This is a genomic window from Desertibacillus haloalkaliphilus (genome assembly GCF_019039105.1).
GTDB classification, from domain to species: Bacteria; Bacillota; Bacilli; order Bacillales; family KJ1-10-99; genus Desertibacillus; species Desertibacillus haloalkaliphilus.
On the sequence record NZ_JAHPIV010000005.1, the window covers coordinates 114314 to 129389 of the forward strand.

Annotated in this window: 19 protein-coding genes and 2 riboswitches; of the genes, 9 read left to right on the plus strand and 10 right to left on the minus strand. The window is 40.6% G+C overall.

Going from position 1 to position 15076, the window contains the following annotated elements; all coding sequences use genetic code 11:
- Positions 1 to 12: 12 nt before the first annotated feature.
- Positions 13 to 114: riboswitch (purine riboswitch) on the plus strand.
- Between the two features lie 92 nt (positions 115 to 206).
- A complete protein-coding gene (guaA, locus tag KH400_RS07080; protein ID WP_217223347.1) occupies positions 207 to 1745 on the plus strand; it encodes a glutamine-hydrolyzing GMP synthase in 1539 nt (512 codons plus the stop codon).
- 80 nt (positions 1746 to 1825) lie between these two features.
- Positions 1826 to 1927, plus strand: a riboswitch (purine riboswitch).
- A gap of 164 nt (positions 1928 to 2091) precedes the next feature.
- Positions 2092 to 3396 (plus strand): NCS2 family permease, encoded by a 1305-nt coding sequence (locus KH400_RS07085; RefSeq protein WP_217223349.1) that lies wholly within the window; start codon positions 2092 to 2094, stop codon positions 3394 to 3396.
- Between the two features lie 123 nt (positions 3397 to 3519).
- Here KH400_RS07085 and cbiQ read toward each other — a convergent pair whose 3' ends face one another.
- The 5 genes from cbiQ to KH400_RS07110 form a co-directional block, all read right to left on the minus strand.
- Positions 3520 to 4257 carry a cobalt ECF transporter T component CbiQ gene (cbiQ, locus tag KH400_RS07090; protein ID WP_217223350.1) on the minus strand — a complete coding sequence of 246 codons (738 nt, stop codon included), beginning with the start codon at positions 4255 to 4257 and terminating at the stop codon, positions 3520 to 3522.
- Between the two features lie 87 nt (positions 4258 to 4344).
- Positions 4345 to 5190: a DUF4198 domain-containing protein gene (locus KH400_RS07095; protein WP_217223352.1), complete on the minus strand. Its 846-nt coding sequence runs from the start codon at positions 5188 to 5190 to the stop codon at positions 4345 to 4347.
- 17 nt (positions 5191 to 5207) lie between these two features.
- Complete coding sequence (locus KH400_RS07100; RefSeq protein WP_217223354.1) at positions 5208 to 5642, minus strand: hypothetical protein; 435 nt, start codon at positions 5640 to 5642, stop codon at positions 5208 to 5210.
- 31 nt (positions 5643 to 5673) lie between these two features.
- Positions 5674 to 6276: a CbiM family transporter gene (locus KH400_RS07105; RefSeq protein WP_217223357.1), complete on the minus strand. Its 603-nt coding sequence runs from the start codon at positions 6274 to 6276 to the stop codon at positions 5674 to 5676.
- A 140-nt stretch (positions 6277 to 6416) separates the two neighbouring features.
- Positions 6417 to 6779: a YppG family protein gene (locus KH400_RS07110; protein ID WP_217223360.1), complete on the minus strand. Its 363-nt coding sequence runs from the start codon at positions 6777 to 6779 to the stop codon at positions 6417 to 6419.
- A 257-nt stretch (positions 6780 to 7036) separates the two neighbouring features.
- Between KH400_RS07110 and KH400_RS07115 the strand changes: the two genes are divergently transcribed.
- The 5 genes from KH400_RS07115 (at position 7037) to KH400_RS07135 (ending at position 11295) form a co-directional block, all read left to right on the plus strand.
- Complete coding sequence (locus tag KH400_RS07115) at positions 7037 to 7318, plus strand: hypothetical protein (protein ID WP_217223362.1); 282 nt, start codon at positions 7037 to 7039, stop codon at positions 7316 to 7318.
- Between the two features lie 163 nt (positions 7319 to 7481).
- On the plus strand, positions 7482 to 8033 hold the full coding sequence (locus tag KH400_RS07120; RefSeq protein WP_246589447.1) for a GNAT family N-acetyltransferase: 552 nt from the start codon (positions 7482 to 7484) through the stop codon (positions 8031 to 8033).
- A gap of 76 nt (positions 8034 to 8109) precedes the next feature.
- Complete coding sequence (locus KH400_RS07125; protein ID WP_217223366.1) at positions 8110 to 8550, plus strand: Hsp20/alpha crystallin family protein; 441 nt, start codon at positions 8110 to 8112, stop codon at positions 8548 to 8550.
- 148 nt (positions 8551 to 8698) lie between these two features.
- Positions 8699 to 9859, plus strand: a complete 1161-nt coding sequence (locus KH400_RS07130; RefSeq protein ID WP_246589426.1) for an agmatinase family protein — start codon at positions 8699 to 8701, stop codon at positions 9857 to 9859.
- A 587-nt stretch (positions 9860 to 10446) separates the two neighbouring features.
- Positions 10447 to 11295: an ATP-binding cassette domain-containing protein gene (locus KH400_RS07135; RefSeq protein ID WP_217223368.1), complete on the plus strand. Its 849-nt coding sequence runs from the start codon at positions 10447 to 10449 to the stop codon at positions 11293 to 11295.
- 31 nt (positions 11296 to 11326) lie between these two features.
- On the opposite strand, the gene KH400_RS07140 is transcribed toward KH400_RS07135, so the two are convergent.
- Positions 11327 to 11557, minus strand: coding sequence for a spore germination protein (locus KH400_RS07140; RefSeq protein ID WP_217223370.1), 231 nt, complete (start codon positions 11555 to 11557; stop codon positions 11327 to 11329).
- A 197-nt stretch (positions 11558 to 11754) separates the two neighbouring features.
- Between KH400_RS07140 and KH400_RS07145 the strand changes: the two genes are divergently transcribed.
- A complete protein-coding gene (locus tag KH400_RS07145; protein WP_217223372.1) occupies positions 11755 to 12186 on the plus strand; it encodes an Hsp20/alpha crystallin family protein in 432 nt (143 codons plus the stop codon).
- Between the two features lie 74 nt (positions 12187 to 12260).
- On the opposite strand, the gene gerPC is transcribed toward KH400_RS07145, so the two are convergent.
- The 4 genes from gerPC to KH400_RS07165 form a co-directional block, all read right to left on the minus strand.
- Positions 12261 to 12770, minus strand: coding sequence for a spore germination protein GerPC (gene gerPC, locus KH400_RS26390; protein ID WP_217223642.1), 510 nt, complete (start codon positions 12768 to 12770; stop codon positions 12261 to 12263).
- Between the two features lie 84 nt (positions 12771 to 12854).
- Positions 12855 to 13082: a hypothetical protein gene (locus KH400_RS07155; protein WP_217223374.1), complete on the minus strand. Its 228-nt coding sequence runs from the start codon at positions 13080 to 13082 to the stop codon at positions 12855 to 12857.
- A 66-nt stretch (positions 13083 to 13148) separates the two neighbouring features.
- Entirely contained in the window at positions 13149 to 13361 is a 213-nt protein-coding gene (locus KH400_RS07160; protein ID WP_312889085.1) for a spore germination protein, read from the minus strand.
- A 124-nt stretch (positions 13362 to 13485) separates the two neighbouring features.
- Positions 13486 to 13806, minus strand: a complete 321-nt coding sequence (locus tag KH400_RS07165; protein WP_217223377.1) for a hypothetical protein — start codon at positions 13804 to 13806, stop codon at positions 13486 to 13488.
- Between the two features lie 181 nt (positions 13807 to 13987).
- On the opposite strand from KH400_RS07165, the gene KH400_RS07170 reads away from it, so the two are divergent.
- A complete protein-coding gene (locus KH400_RS07170) occupies positions 13988 to 15073 on the plus strand; it encodes a type III polyketide synthase (protein WP_217223379.1) in 1086 nt (361 codons plus the stop codon).
- Positions 15074 to 15076 lie beyond the last annotated feature (3 nt).

Genomic DNA, 15076 nt, shown 5'->3' on the forward strand with positions numbered 1-15076 from the left:
TTCGGATTTGTTCCTATATTTTGTATACTCCTTCATATACACTTAGAAATATGGTCTAAGAGTTTCTACCAGGTTACCGTAAATGACCTGACTATGAAGGCGGGGTTGCTGAGATTAAGCTAGAATTCTGCCTTTAGATCAAGTGGGCGAGTCTAGCTTTTTTCATATCGTTAGTACCATAATAATCGCAGAGGATGGATGGAAAAATGGAAAACATCAATGAAATGATTGTAGTACTTGATTTCGGTGGGCAATACAACCAGTTGATTACTCGAAGAATTCGTGACCTAGGCGTCTATAGTGAACTACACCCTAATACGCTTTCTGCTGAGGAAATCAAAAAAATGAATCCAAAAGGAATTATTTTTTCTGGTGGACCAAACAGTGCCTATGTTGAAGGGGCACCACAATGTGATGAGGCGATTTTCGACTTAGGCATTCCGATTTTAGGGATTTGTTATGGTGTTCAATTAATGACACAGCATTTTGGTGGAAAAGTTGATGCGGCAGACCATCGCGAATATGGAAAAGCAATGATTAAGGTTGAAAACCAATCAAAACTTTTCGAAGGGTTACCACTTGAACAATCCGTTTGGATGAGCCATGGTGACTTAATCGTTGCACCGCCAGAAGGGTTTACCGTTGATGCGACAAATCCTTCTTGTCCGGTAGCCGCTATGAGCGATGAGTCTCGCGGACTATACGGTGTCCAATTCCACCCTGAGGTTCGCCATTCACAATACGGCAACGAACTGTTAGAGAACTTTGCTTTTAAAGTGTGTGAATGTGAAGGAAAGTGGTCGATGGAGAACTTCATCGAGATTGAAATTGAAAAAATTAGAAAAACAGTAGGCGATCGTCAAGTTCTATGTGCATTGAGCGGTGGTGTTGATTCATCAGTTGTTGCTGTCCTGATTCATAAAGCGATTGGTGATCAGTTAACTTGTATGTTTATTGACCATGGCTTATTACGTAAAGGTGAAGCCGAAAGCGTAATGGAGACGTTCAGCGAAGGTTTTAATATGAATGTTATTAAAATTGATGCAAAAGACCGCTTCTTAGGAAAGTTACAAGGGGTTTCAGATCCAGAGCAGAAGCGTAAAATTATCGGTAATGAATTTATTTACGTATTTGAAGAGCAAGCAAGCGTATTAAAAGATATGGACTTCTTGGCACAAGGAACATTATATACAGATATTATCGAGAGTGGTACAGATACGGCGCAAACGATTAAATCGCACCATAATGTTGGTGGACTTCCTGAAGATATGAAGTTTGAGTTGATTGAGCCACTAAATGCATTATTTAAAGATGAAGTCCGAAAGTTAGGTACGGAGTTAGGTATTTCAGATGAAATCGTTTGGCGCCAACCATTCCCAGGACCAGGATTAGGTATTCGTGTTCTTGGTGAAATTACAGATGACAAGTTAGAGATTGTTCGGGAATCAGATGCGATCTTACGTGATGAGATTAAAAAAGCAGGTCTTGATCGCGAGATTTGGCAATACTTCACAGCCCTACCTGATATGAGAAGTGTTGGTGTGATGGGTGACGCAAGAACCTATGACTATACAGTAGGAATTCGTGCAGTCACATCAATTGATGGAATGACATCAGACTGGGCAAGAATTCCGTATGATGTGCTAGAAGTCATTTCTACAAGAATCGTTAATGAAGTAAAGAACGTAAACCGAGTCGTTTATGATATTACGTCTAAGCCACCAGCAACGATCGAGTGGGAATAAACGAATGATGAAATTATTTTTGTTTTAAATGTTCGTCTTTTTATTGACACAACTGAATCCTCCTGTTAAGATGTAAGAGTCAACATGATAGTCATTCGAATCGTATAATCATGGGAATATGGCCCGTGAGTCTCTACCAAGCTACCGTAAATAGCTTAACTACGAAGATCGGATATATCTGGCATTTAGGCGGGAGGGCACTTTTGACTTCCTGTGTACGTTATGTCAGGAATCCAGATTTTTTGTTGTTAAAGCTCTAGGTAGATATTCTATCTAGAGCTTTTTTTATTGGATCTGTTTAAATCTGGGAAGTTATTATTACAGAATTAGAGGAGGAAGAGGTTGAATGGATCGTTATTTCGGTTTTAAAGAACATGGAACAAGCTATGGTAAAGAGTCGATTGCGGGCTTAACGACATTTTTGTCAATGGCGTACATTTTATTTGTTAATCCGCTTATCCTTGCTGATGCTGGGATGGATACGGGAGCTGTCTTTACGGCGACGGCTTTAGCGGCAGCACTAGGAACGTTAATCATGGGTGTGCTTGCGAATTACCCGATTGCATTGGCGCCAGGTATGGGATTAAATGCGTTCTTTGCATATTCTGTGGTTATCGGTATGGGGATTGATTGGGAAGTAGCTTTATTCGGTGTATTTATTTCAGGTATTATTTTTATTTTAATTACACTCCTAAAAATTCGTGAATTGATTATAAATGCGATTCCAGCTGAATTGAAATATGCAGCGGCTTCGGGGATCGGCCTATTTATCGCTTTTATTGGATTAAAAAATGCTGGTATTGTTGTTGCAGATGAGGCAACGGCGGTAGCATTAGGGGACATGACAGCAGGTCCGACATTGTTAGCTGTGTTCGGTGTTGTTCTTACCGTCATTTTTATGGTTCGAGGATTGAAAGGTGGCATTTTCTATGGAATGGTAGTCACAGCAATTGTTGGTGTGATTACAGGGTTAGCGCCAATGCCAACAGCAATTGTCGGTTCAATTCCGAGTCTAGAGCCAACATTCGGTGTGGCATTTACGAACATTTCTTGGGATCAAATTTTTACCGTTCAGTTATTAGTCGTTGTTCTAACATTCTTATTTGTAGACTTTTTTGATACTGCAGGAACGTTATATGCGGTTGCAAATCAGGCCGGTTTTGTAAAAGATAATAAATTACCGCGTGCGAGCAAGGCTTTACTAGCTGACTCTTCTGCGAGTTCAATTGGTGCCATCTTGGGTACATCGACGACTACCGCATATGTTGAGTCATCGGCTGGTGTTGCTGCAGGTGGTCGTACTGGATTTACATCAGTGGTTACAGCGGCGTTATTCTTAGTTGCTCTCTTTTTCTCTCCGTTATTAACAGTTGTGACAGCAGAGGTAACAGCAGCAGCTCTCATTATTGTCGGTGTTTTAATGGCTTCATCGCTAAGCTTAATTGAATGGAACAAGTTTGAAATTGCCGTTCCTGCCTTCTTTACAGTTGTAGCGATGCCACTTACGTACAGCATTGCTACAGGGATTGCACTAGGATTTGTGATGTATCCGATTACGATGATTTGTAAAGGAAAAGGCAAAGACGTTCATCCGATCATGTATGTATTATTCTTTGTATTCATTGCATACTTTGCCTTTTTAACAGAATAGAAGTGGAAAAAGAGTTATGGGGTTCGCTCCATAGCTCTTTTTTGGTAGAAAAGGGTACAGAGTGTGCTAACGGTGAAGACGGGGCGGTGGAGTAGGCTTACTCCTCAGTTGGCCCTTAAGTGACTACTTCATATATGTTTGTTCAATGAATAGCAACAAGATCATTGATATTAAGACAAGTGTTGATTTTAAAAAATCAAATTTATCAAGGTTTCTTGATTTTTCAAAGCGCAAGATCCCATTAAATCCTCGGGCTTGCATGGCTTGAAATACTTTTTCTGAACGATCAAGTGACTTAATTAGCAAGCATCCTGTCAACTGTCCATAGACTTTTAATTTTTTTATCGAGATCCCACCATTAAAAAAACGTGTCTTTAAGGCGAGCTGCATTTTTTGGATATCATCGAGGAATAGATACACATAACGATAGGAGAGAAGCAGGACAGTGATCATGACTGGTGGTACTTTTAGATCGGCTAGGCTAGTCATAAATTGTTCGACAGTTTGTGTTTCTAATATGATCGTGATCACGGTCATTGAAGTGATCGCTTTTAGAATGATTAAGCTAGCAAATTCGACTCGATCAGGATCAATTGGGAACCCTCCTCCGATAACAAGTGGAATCGTCATTAGTAGTACAAATGGGGCGATCAGTAAATAGCGTTTTAGTAATGTGATCAATGAAATACCAATAGCCATTGTCGTAACGAGAGAGATTCCATAAGCCAGTAGGGCAATTGGTGTTGTTTGTAGGCTGATCACTCCAAAGATAAACACAATCGCTGCAATCAGTTTTGCACGAGACTCCCAAGCTAGGGCCCACCGAGCAATTCCTGCAAATTCGCTTTGGTCTGCTTGCATCACGAACTCACCTACCTTCTAAAAGAGCAGTGTTGATTTTGGCTCAAGCAGTTTTATTGGGCTGATGAGCCGAAGCGTAAATCGAACTTAGTGGTTTCTCTTTCTCATTGCTACTAACATCGTTATCGCTGAACCTAACAGTAAACCAATAAATAAAGTAATAAATGTCAGCGTATAGGGCGGTTGGTCAATGTTTAGTTGAGCTTCACCACCTGATGTATTATCGATGATTAAGGTTGTTGTGTTGCTAATACTTTCATATTCTTCGCCGTTTACTTCTCCAGCTTCGTCCATGTCAACAGTGGCTTTGAAAAGCCATTGACCCTCGGTTTCAATTTCAAATAAAAACATACCGTCTTCATCAGTCGTTTCTTCTAGAATTTCTCCGCTTGGGCCGTATGCACTAACAATGGCATTGGCAGCTACCTCTCCGTCATACATAACTTGGGCTGTGAATGTACCGGTTGTAAATGAAGTCAAGTCAACTTCGGGATTGATTTCTAGTGTAAGGTTTTCAGTTATAGAGGGGGATCCATTACCTTCTCCGACTTGATAAATTGTTTTTGCCATGTGATTACTTAGGATGGTTGTTTCATCATCAGGTGAGTAAGGTCTTGGTGTTCGAGTTGCCCAAAAGACATAAGACCCTTCTTCAGGTGGAGAAACAAATGATCTCGCATGCACACCGACGGCCTCCAACTCTAGTGACTCGATCTTTCCATTAGGATGCTTAACATGTAACTGGTAGTCCTCTAAGTCAGTATTATCAACAAAATCTCTTAAATGTCCCCAAAGGACATCAACTTCAAGTTCTTCGCTACCAACTTCTTCATCGACAACAATGAACAGCTCGTGGGCAAATCCTTTGGGGACCAAAGTAAACAAGAAAATCATGACGAGCACAAAGATACGAAGGTTCAATTTCTTTTTCACAAGCGACCACTCCTTACTTACGTACTGGTTGTTGACGGACTTTTGCGATATAGAAAGAAACAAGCGATAAAAAATAAAATCGATACACCTAGAAGTGCGCGAATGGAAACCGGAACAGCTGATAATGAGCTGTTCGTTTCTGTTTTTCTCCACGCAGCACGGTGACCAAGCCCATCATCAGCCATCACATAATTGACGTCGAGGTTTTCGTCAAACATGTACTGTCCATTTTTATTAACTTCCCCTTCAAAAAGTAGACGGTTCTCTTCGTTATATCCAGTTACAACTGCTAACGGTGCGTTTGTGCCATCATCATAGCGGACATGAACATGATTACTCTCGACATCAACGACCATTCGGTGTGCAAAAGCGATGTGTTCGTTGTTAAAGAACAATAAAGAAGCGGCAATAAACGAGAAAAAGAAGAGGACAAGGAAAAATTTTCTTTTCATCTTCATCAACTCCGATAGCTGAGGTAAGCTTTCATTTTTGTTCGAAAAATGTTGGGCGGACCGTGTACAAATATTTGACTGAGAAACCGGTTAATATTCCTTCAAGTAGAGCTAAAGGCAAGTAGGCAACGGCTACGATGTTAATTACTGAAAAAAGACCATCATTGTAACGAGCATCTGATAGGAATAATAATGAAATCAATAGGAAAATGCCCCCTATAATGGCTGTGAAACCGGCGTTAAACCCTCTCATGAAAAAGGAAACATTTTTTAGAAGTGAAGATAGATAATAGACAAGGTAAGCGGGTAGCGACATTAATAAGGTATTAGCCCCGAGTGTGCTTAAGCCACCATGTTGAAATAATGTCGCCTGTAGCAGCAAACCAATAAAAATTCCAATAGGAGCTCTTCTACCTAAAGCCAAACCAAGGAACCCACTTAAGATAGGGTGAACGGATGTGGGACCGATGGGTATGTTAATTAACGATGACACAAAAAAAGCACCCGTTAGTAGGCTGATTTTAGGGATTTCATCTTCTTTTATACCATTTAATGAATAGGCTAAAATGCCGACCGCACCTACTGTTGTAGCAACGGCCACCGATACGCTTAGTACACCGTCAGCAATATGCACGCCCTGTTCCCTCCTTCATACACGAATCATGTATATTTGTGGTACAGCCTCAATATGCCCCAATTGAATAAACAACAAAAAAACTCTTAAGTAGTGGGATGGATACCATGACTACTTAAGAGTTACTTCATTCTAACGTGTTACCTGAAGAAACCACCAAACATTTTCATCATTGGAGCCACTTGGCTTGCAATTCCTAATGCACTTTGGACACCATTGCCGATTTTGTTGAAATCAATGTTCCCGTTTGCATCAGTAAGCAATGAAGGCATTCGCCTTTGGCGAGGGGCCCCTAATCCATGCCCTTGGAACCCTTGGTCCTGGAACGGTTGTCCTTGGTGTTGCGGTGGCTGCTGTGGCATAAAAAAATCTCTACGGAATGGATCGTCTTCCTGAAACGTTTGATTATGATAGTCGAAGGGGTTAAATCCCATTGGGTCAAACCTCATCGGCTGATTTCCTTGAAATGGAAACCGTTGTGATTGTTGATTTGCAGGAAACATAAAAAACCTCCTCATATTTTAAAAGTGACACTACTATACAGTATGGCTTCTAGGAAAGGATGAAACGGTTAAATAACTAGTTGTTCATACTTGGGGATCGAATCAGTCACCGCCTAAATTTACGGATAGATGTTTAAAAGGGTTATAGATGTCCAAACAGATTGCGGACAACGACCGTAAGCTAGTAAAGAAGCAGTGAAAGCGGTTAGAGAACGAACGGCTTTCATTACTATTTTTGAAGGTGAGGAGGAGAAATAATGTCTGTAAGTCATTATTATGACCTATGTCATAAAAACGTTGGCAGAGCAGTCGAGATTAAAGATGTCCGTGGGAAAGTTTACCGTGGTCATATCGAAAGAGTTGACTACCGAACAGTTTATCTTCGTCCGCTTGATGGTGCAGCACCCCCTCCACCAGGTGGACCTGGTGGTTATGGCACATTCTTTTGGGGTCCAGGGTTTGCAGCTGGTGCGCTAATCGGGATCGGCCTTGGGTCGATAGCAACACTGGCGTTTTTACCACGTCCGTTTATTTGGTAGGGGTTGATTGGAAGGGGTGCTTCGGAAGGATTATTCCTTTCGAGGTACCCCTAAAGTAATTTTGGGACGACGATCGTCAGAATAAACTCCTGCATTCGGGTATTTAGTCAGTCGGCTAGTATGAGGCACTTCTTTTTAACTTTTAGTAAGGATGTGAATCGTGATGTTTGGTGTTCCAAATTCAATTAATTTTGAAACGAAGCGACTAATGGTAAGAGATATCGAAATGAGTGATAAAGAGGAGATTTACGCTTTGTATTCAGACCCTAACGTGATGCAATTTGATAATAGTAGTGGTTTTCAAAGTTTAGAGGAGACAGAACAGTTTATCGCTCAAATTCAAAATCCATATGTTGATGATGGATCGATTCGTTGGGCCATCGTCCAAAAACAAACGGGTGATTTGATTGGAACTTGCGGGTTTCGCAATTGGGACCGGCACTCTCAACATGCGGAAATCGGTGGAAACATCTCAAGTAAATATTGGCGGAAAGGGTACGCAACTGAATTGCTACCAAAGCTTATTGAGTATGGATTTAATCATCTCCAACTTAATAAAATTCATGCCTATACATTGACGAAGAACAAAGCGGTTCTAAGGCTATTGAAAAATTACAATTTCAAGAAAGAGGGTATCTTGCGTCAATATTATCGTTTAGATCAGGGATATGAGGATGTCGTTATCTTCGGAAAGTTAAAAAGTGACGAATGGTAACCAGGCACCGCCTACTCATTGGACTCATAAACATAGATTAATAATAAAACAAAGGAGGGAAAGGAAGAAACGCTACATGAACAATTGGAAAGGCTCAATTTCAGATGTTTTAGGAGATGACTTTTTTTCAGAGTTTCAGGAGTTATTCTCAGATTATAGTCGCGGGATACGTGCAAATATTTACGAGCGTGGTCAACAGCTGATTTGCGCTGTACAGTTGCCAGGGCTAAAACTAACCGATGTGGACATTTACGTGAACAACAAAAGGTTAGAAGTGCGTGGTGACATTTCTATCGACGATGGAGATCGCCGTTTACTTCATGAAGAAATCCCTCAAGGAACAATGAGTCGAACCATTGAACTGCCTTTTACAGTTCGGGATGATCAAGTCGATGTGACTTATCGTAAGGGGTTGTTAGTTATTCATTTGCAACGTTTTATTCAGACCGAAAAGTTGAACAATAAAACAACTGTCTGGCCGTTAGAACGTGAGCAAGTAGAAGACACCCAAAAATAATTTTTCTTAACATAAAAAATCGAGCTTGTTTATATTTTGTAGATTTTTGGAATGATGGGCGATCGGTTGAATAGGTATAAAAGGGGTTGCAGTAATGGAATAATTTTCACAAAACCATTAGCTAAGAAAAAACAATCATGGAGGTGAAATGGTGGGCTTTTTTGACAACCACGGCTTAAGCTTCAGGAAGAAGAAAGCATTAGAAAGTGAACGAAACACGGATCTACTTGGGATCGAACATGCTGAAAAAGAAGCAAAAATCCCTGAAGTCGAGCATCAGAAAATTCTGCAACGATCATTAGAGTATGGGTTAGAAGCGGCCCCGTCAATTGGAGACCGGACGATTTCGACATTTACAAGGGAACCACGCCCGGCTTATGCGGGAATACCAACGTTTTTAAGGACACCATTTTTAGAAGACGTGCGACGTGTAGGTGAATACGATGTGGCTTTTATCGGTGTTCCATTTGATATTGGTACGACATACCGAGCAGGGGCTCGTTTTGGTCCGGAAGCAATGCGTCGAATCTCAAAGCTCTATACGAGTTATAGCTATGAAAAGGGTGTCGATTTAGCAGAATCACTAGATATGTGTGATGTTGGTGACGTGTTCACAATTGCAAACATTGAAAAAAGCTTTGACCAAATTTATAAGGCGGTATCGCATGTGTTTGCACAGGGGACAATGCCTGTCATGCTAGGAGGCGACCATGCGATTGGTTACCCATGTCTTAGAGCAATCGCAGACCAAGTGGGTGGCAAAGTCGGAATTATTCATATGGACCGCCATCTAGATTTACAAGAAAAGGATATGGATGAACGGATGCACACAACACCGTGGTTCCATGCGACGAACATTCCGAATGCCCCACCTGAAAACTTAGTTCAAGTGGGGATTGGTGGCTGGCAAGTTCCGCGGGAAGCTGTTCAAAACGTACGTAAATTTAATACAACTGCGATTTCAATTAACGATATCGAAAGGTTAGGCGTTAAGAAGGTTGCTGAAATAGCTCTTGAGAAGGCTTGGCAAGGGGGAGCGAAGGCTGTTTACTTGAGTGTAGACATTGATAGTTTTGATGCCGGTTTTGTCCCAGGTACTGGTTGGCCGGAGCCTGGTGGCTTTTTGCCACGAGAAGGGTTAGAGTTTTTAGATATTGTTGCTAGAGAAGGCGTGTGTGGGATGGAACTAGTAGAAGTATCTCCGCCATACGACGTTAGTGATCAAACGGCATTGCTCGGTACACGTTGTATCGCAGATGTTTTAGCAGCAATGGTTGATGCAGGAAAGCTTGGGAAGTCATTTAAATAGAGAGTGTACGTCCGAGACCAAAGGTAGTCATACGGCTGGCACTGTTCCTCTCATTGTGGACGGTGTTTTTTTTTATTGAAGGATACCGAGGGGGGCGTCGGGAAAGAGATGTCATTCATGGAGGCGCTTGCAGGTACTGAAGGACAAAACGACTTAAAAAAGGTTGATAGATGTCCTTCATGAAGCTGATGAAGGACAAAGCGGGCAAGAAAAGGATGAGAAATGTCCTTCATGAAGCCGCTGAAGGACAAAATGGGCAAGAAAAGGATGAGAAATGTCCTTCATGAAGCCGCTGAAGGACAAAATGAGCAAGAAAAGGATGAGAAATGTCCTTCATGAAGCTGATGAAGAACAAAATGAGCAAGAAAAAGACCGATAGATGTCCTTCATGTAAGTCGTTTTGAATGGCGTGCTTCATAGAATAGTGTGAGAATATGGTTGCTTATTGAATTGGTTTCTGTATTGCTGTTTATCTCTCGACGTCCTTTAGATGACGTATGGCTTGAGGGTGTTCTTTTTTTGTGGTTTGTTATGTATGGATAGAACAAAAGAGCTCTAGTATCAAGTTTGCAAAACAGGAGGGGCATATGGACGCGATTAATTTAAATGATATTGTTTATGAATACCCAGATTCAACGAAGGCGGTGGATCGTTTATCTTTACAGATACCGATTGGGGCAAAAGTGGCGATCCTTGGACCAAATGGTGCTGGAAAATCGACATTACTACATCATTTAAATGGCTTAAAACTCCCGCAGGAAGGTTCCGTTACGATTATGGGTGTACCGCTTACGAAAAAAACAGCAAAAACGATCCGGCAAAAAGTAGGCTTAGTGTTTCAAGATCCTGATGATCAAGTATTCTCAGGTTCAGTTTGGGAGGATGTCCAGTTTGGACCGAGGAATTTAGGCTTATCAGAAGAAGAAATTCATGAGGTTTGTGAAGTTGCCTTGGGTTCTGTCGGTATGCGTGAGTTTAAGACAAAGGCGCCATATCATTTAAGTTATGGGCAAAAAAAACGAGTGGCGATTGCGGGGATATTAGCGATGAAACCTGAAATTGTTATTTTGGATGAACCGATGGCCTACCTTGATCCAGTTGGCCAAGATGAAGTAGCTGGACTTTTACAGGGGTTGCATTTTATGGGTAAAACGATCATTCTATCGACACATGATGTAGATTTTGCAGCCTCCTGGGCTGATCATATTATTCTGATGAGAGAAGGGAAGCTACTTGCTATGGGAGGACCAGATTTATTAGTTGATGAGGAATTAATAAGAAAGGCCAATTTACATTTACCGAGGATTGCACGCCTATTTCGGATGCTTCCGTCTTATGAGGCCGCAGAACTACCGAAGAATGAACAAGAAGCACTGCGCACATTAGAAGGGATGGTTAATGTTAACGAATGGCAGAGTGGTCGGTATGCAAAATAGCCACACTCATTCCTCATCAACGTAAAAGATATTAAACTTGTGCTTGAGCCTGATCGACAGCGTCTGGGTCGTTCGTTAAGTTAGCATTGTTAAATTGTAATGGACTGAAGTTGGCATCCCCTGGTTGCCCATAACCGACATTAAGTTTCGAGTTTGCTTGGTGTCCTTTATGAACAGCATGACCGAAGTTCATTGAGGCATTGTTCGACGTTTGGTTAATCCTAATCCCAAGGATATTGTTCATATGTGTAAAGAATGTCATCGCCCCCTAACTTTACTTTACTCTTTCATCGTATGTATCATTTGTAAGGATGTACCTATCTTTTAAAAATTTCTGGGTAAAACGTATAAAAGATAAGAAGTGGATATTCCCTAACCGTAACTCTTAATTGGATAGGCACAGCATTGTTGACTGGAGCATATGTATATGTAAAAGGAGTAGGCGTAAGGGGGAGGCGTATGAACAATTATTTACCAAACAATTGGAAGGATATGTTGCCGAAATTTTTAGGTGATGATTTCTTTTCAAACTTTGAAAACTTAGCCAATGATAATAGCCCTGCAAAAGTTAATATCTATGAAACAGGCAATGAATTATTATGTGTTTTTTCCTTGCCAGGCTTAAAACTTGAAGACGTTGATATTTATGCCTACGAGCGCACGCTTGAAGTAAGGGGATCTGTTCACGTTGATTTTAGTGGGTTTCGTCTCATTCAAGAAGAAATTCCACAAGGACCATTTAAGCGCACATTAGAATTACCTTATCCAGTTCGTGATGATAAAGTTGATGCGGCATTTCAGCGTGGCTTATTAGTGATCCACTTACATCGCTTGATTCGTTCAAACCAAGCGAAACAAAAGATAAACATAAAGAATTTGGATGAAGAATGACAGTTTCTTTAATATGAAAAGACCAAAGACCATTTTATCTAGAAAAGATTCGATGGTCTTTGGTCTTTTGTTTTTTATGTTTGGTTCGTATTAGCATTTGTTACTTCAGGCCCTTCTTCGTTTTCTAGGTCTTCCATTTCATTAAACTCCTCTGTATTCAAATCATTAAATGTAATGTCTTCATGCTCTTTAATGAGTTCTTTAATGTTTTCTGGGTCTGTAAGTGCGGTCATTCCAATATTAAGTGTCCCCGACAATTCTTTAACCGTTAGTTCTTGAACCTTGTAGTTGATGTTTTCGATATTAATCGGTTGAATGGACTCCAATTTTTCTTTTAGTTGCTGGTTTTCTTCTTCAATTTCTTCGATTTTCTTTTGGAGTTTTTCTAATAATGCTAGAGTTTGATTAGGCTTGACCTCATTTAGGTCTTCATTTTCTTCATTTTTTTTATTGTTGGTTGCTTTAGGTAAATATGGATCATCTGTTTGGTAAGTAGATTGCGGATAATCATATGTGGGTTGTTCGTAATCCCAAGCTTTTGGTTGAAAATAGGGATAACCCCAATTATAGTAATGAATCGATATCGCCCCCTATTGTGACTCTCTACTTACTCTATGGCTTTGTTGATTGATACATGACTTGTATTTTTGCGCACTGAGAGTGGGAATTTAATTCGATTGTGGGGGTAAGCCAAGTGTTCCAATCTCAATGATTTCGTTTTCTTCATCATTATTTTCATTATTGTTGTTCTCTTCCTTAGGCTCAATCTCTTCATAAAAGGGCTTCGGAAACCGAGCGGATGAGGAATGGTTGTCAGTAAAGACCGTTTTCCCGATATTTAAAGATCCGATTGTACTAATCGAGTTAATCCTGATCGTTTTAATATTGATTTGCATACGCTTAAGTCCTTTCTATTGGCTCTGTTAGCATAGGCGATCATCTAACAGAGCCTTGATTTAGAATTAAATCTGCGCTTGCGCTTGATCTTTTACATCAGGATCATTTACAAGATTGGCATTGTTAAATTGAAGTGGACTATAGTTTGCATCGCCTGCTTGGAAATAACCGACACTCATTTTTACATTCGCTTGATGGCCTTTGTGAACGGTGTTCCCAAAGTTAATTGAGGCGTTATTTGAGGCATTATTCACCCGAATACCAACAATGTTATTCACGTGTGTCAACGTAACATCCTCCCGAATATTAGCCTTACTAATAACCTATGATTTCTTATGGGCGGATGACACAAGTGAAAACCAATCAAATATATTTTATATGAAGATTGGTTTAGGTTTGCACTTAAAAGTCTCCCCGTAAAGCGCGTACATAGCCTTCCTTCGTTGGTACCTCTCCGCTTTCCAATGATTCTTGGATAAACTCACGTAATCGTTGGTTTTGTTGGAACATTTGTTCATTTGCTGCAGTTAAATAGTCAACTTTTAATTGTAAAGAACGCATCGAATCAAGTTCCATCTTCTGTGGATGAGGATCTTTTTGACTATCTTGTTGCTCTTTCGTGAGATTAACAATTTGAGACTCAAGATCTTTTTTGGTGTCTACGATCATTTTCTCTAACCGATTTAGATAGCCTTCAATTTGTTCAACCTTCCGTTCCATCAACGTCGGACACCACCTTTTAATTCTACTTCTCCTATGGTGTATGAACTGATGGTTTTTTTTATAACCAACAAGTGGTATTTGTTATGGTGCTGTACATTTGTCAATTGTTGTTCGCATTTTTTTCCATCTGTTTGTAAATAGTAAAGGTAAATAGATTGTTTTTCTAATATAGGAGGAAATCATGCCAGCCATTCTATCTGTTAGTACGCATAAACCAGAACATACAGTGACTCAGGAAGAAGCGATTGAACTGGCTAGAGAGACATTTCGGGAAGAATTTGTTGATATTGAGCGTCTGCTTCGTGTGTTTAATAATGGCCAAATTAAGCAACGTCACTTTGCGATGCCACTTCACTGGTACGATAAGGAGCATTCCTTTAAGGAGAGAAATGATTTATATGTAGAATGTGCGGTCAATTATGGTGTATCAGCCGTTAAGAAATGTCTAGAGAATCAACTTTTCTTAAAACATCGAATTGATTGTCGTGAGATCGATGCCATTTATTTCATCTCAAGTACAGGACTGTCTACCCCCAGTATTGAGGCGAGAATAGCAAACCGTCTACCTTTTAAATCAGATGTGAAGCGGATTCCGATTTGGGGTCTCGGCTGTGCTGGTGGTGCGGCTGGAATTAGCCGTGCCTATGAACATTGCTTAGCCTATCCGACATCGAAAGTACTCGTCGTTTGTATCGAGTTATGTAGTCTAACCTTTCAGAGAGATGATCAAACGAAAAGTAACTTAATTGGTACGTCTCTATTTGCTGATGGGGCCGCATGCGTTTTACTTGTTGGTGACGAAGTAAGAGATAGGTTGTCAAAACATCAGTCACTCCCACATATTGTCGCTACGAACTCACAATTATTGCCCGATTCAGAAGATGTGATGGGGTGGGATGTTGAAGATGATGGCTTGTATGTTGTCTTTGCAAGAAGTATCCCGATTTTGGTTGAGCAGTGGTTTTCCACGATTGTTGAGCAGTTTTTACAAAGCCATCAGTTGACAGTTGATCATGTTGATTATTTTATTGCCCATCCGGGAGGGAAGAAAGTGCTAGATGCTTATGATCAGATGTTCGACTCGAAGCGAGACATGACATCCATCTCTCGGGAAGTCCTTAAGCACAATGGAAATATGTCGTCTCCAACGGTTTTATATGTGTTGCTTGAGTTTATGAAACAATTACCACAAGCAGGGAAGACCGGACTTATCGGGGCTTTAGGGCCGGGGTTTAGTTCGGAGCTACTCTTGGTAGAGTGGAGATAGGAG

Bases quoted from the DNA above. Each gene is read 5' to 3' on its own strand.
- cbiQ (WP_217223350.1), bottom strand. From the start codon at position 4,257: ATGCAAGCAGACCAAAGCGAATTTGCAGGAATTGCTCGGTGGGCCCTA.
- KH400_RS07140 (WP_217223370.1), bottom strand. From the start codon at position 11,557: ATGACATTCTTTACACATATGAACAATATCCTTGGGATTAGGATTAAC.
- KH400_RS07145 (WP_217223372.1), top strand. From the start codon at position 11,755: ATGAACAATTATTTACCAAACAATTGGAAGGATATGTTGCCGAAATTT.
- KH400_RS07120 (WP_246589447.1), top strand. From the start codon at position 7,482: ATGTTTGGTGTTCCAAATTCAATTAATTTTGAAACGAAGCGACTAATG.
- guaA (WP_217223347.1), top strand. From the start codon at position 207: ATGGAAAACATCAATGAAATGATTGTAGTACTTGATTTCGGTGGGCAA.
- KH400_RS07110 (WP_217223360.1), bottom strand. From the start codon at position 6,779: ATGTTTCCTGCAAATCAACAATCACAACGGTTTCCATTTCAAGGAAAT.
- KH400_RS07130 (WP_246589426.1), top strand. From the start codon at position 8,699: ATGGTGGGCTTTTTTGACAACCACGGCTTAAGCTTCAGGAAGAAGAAA.
- KH400_RS07135 (WP_217223368.1), top strand. From the start codon at position 10,447: ATGGACGCGATTAATTTAAATGATATTGTTTATGAATACCCAGATTCA.
- KH400_RS07100 (WP_217223354.1), bottom strand. From the start codon at position 5,642: ATGAAAAGAAAATTTTTCCTTGTCCTCTTCTTTTTCTCGTTTATTGCC.
- KH400_RS07115 (WP_217223362.1), top strand. From the start codon at position 7,037: ATGTCTGTAAGTCATTATTATGACCTATGTCATAAAAACGTTGGCAGA.
- KH400_RS07155 (WP_217223374.1), bottom strand. From the start codon at position 13,082: ATGCAAATCAATATTAAAACGATCAGGATTAACTCGATTAGTACAATC.
- KH400_RS07125 (WP_217223366.1), top strand. From the start codon at position 8,110: ATGAACAATTGGAAAGGCTCAATTTCAGATGTTTTAGGAGATGACTTT.
- KH400_RS07085 (WP_217223349.1), top strand. From the start codon at position 2,092: ATGGATCGTTATTTCGGTTTTAAAGAACATGGAACAAGCTATGGTAAA.
- KH400_RS07170 (WP_217223379.1), top strand. From the start codon at position 13,988: ATGCCAGCCATTCTATCTGTTAGTACGCATAAACCAGAACATACAGTG.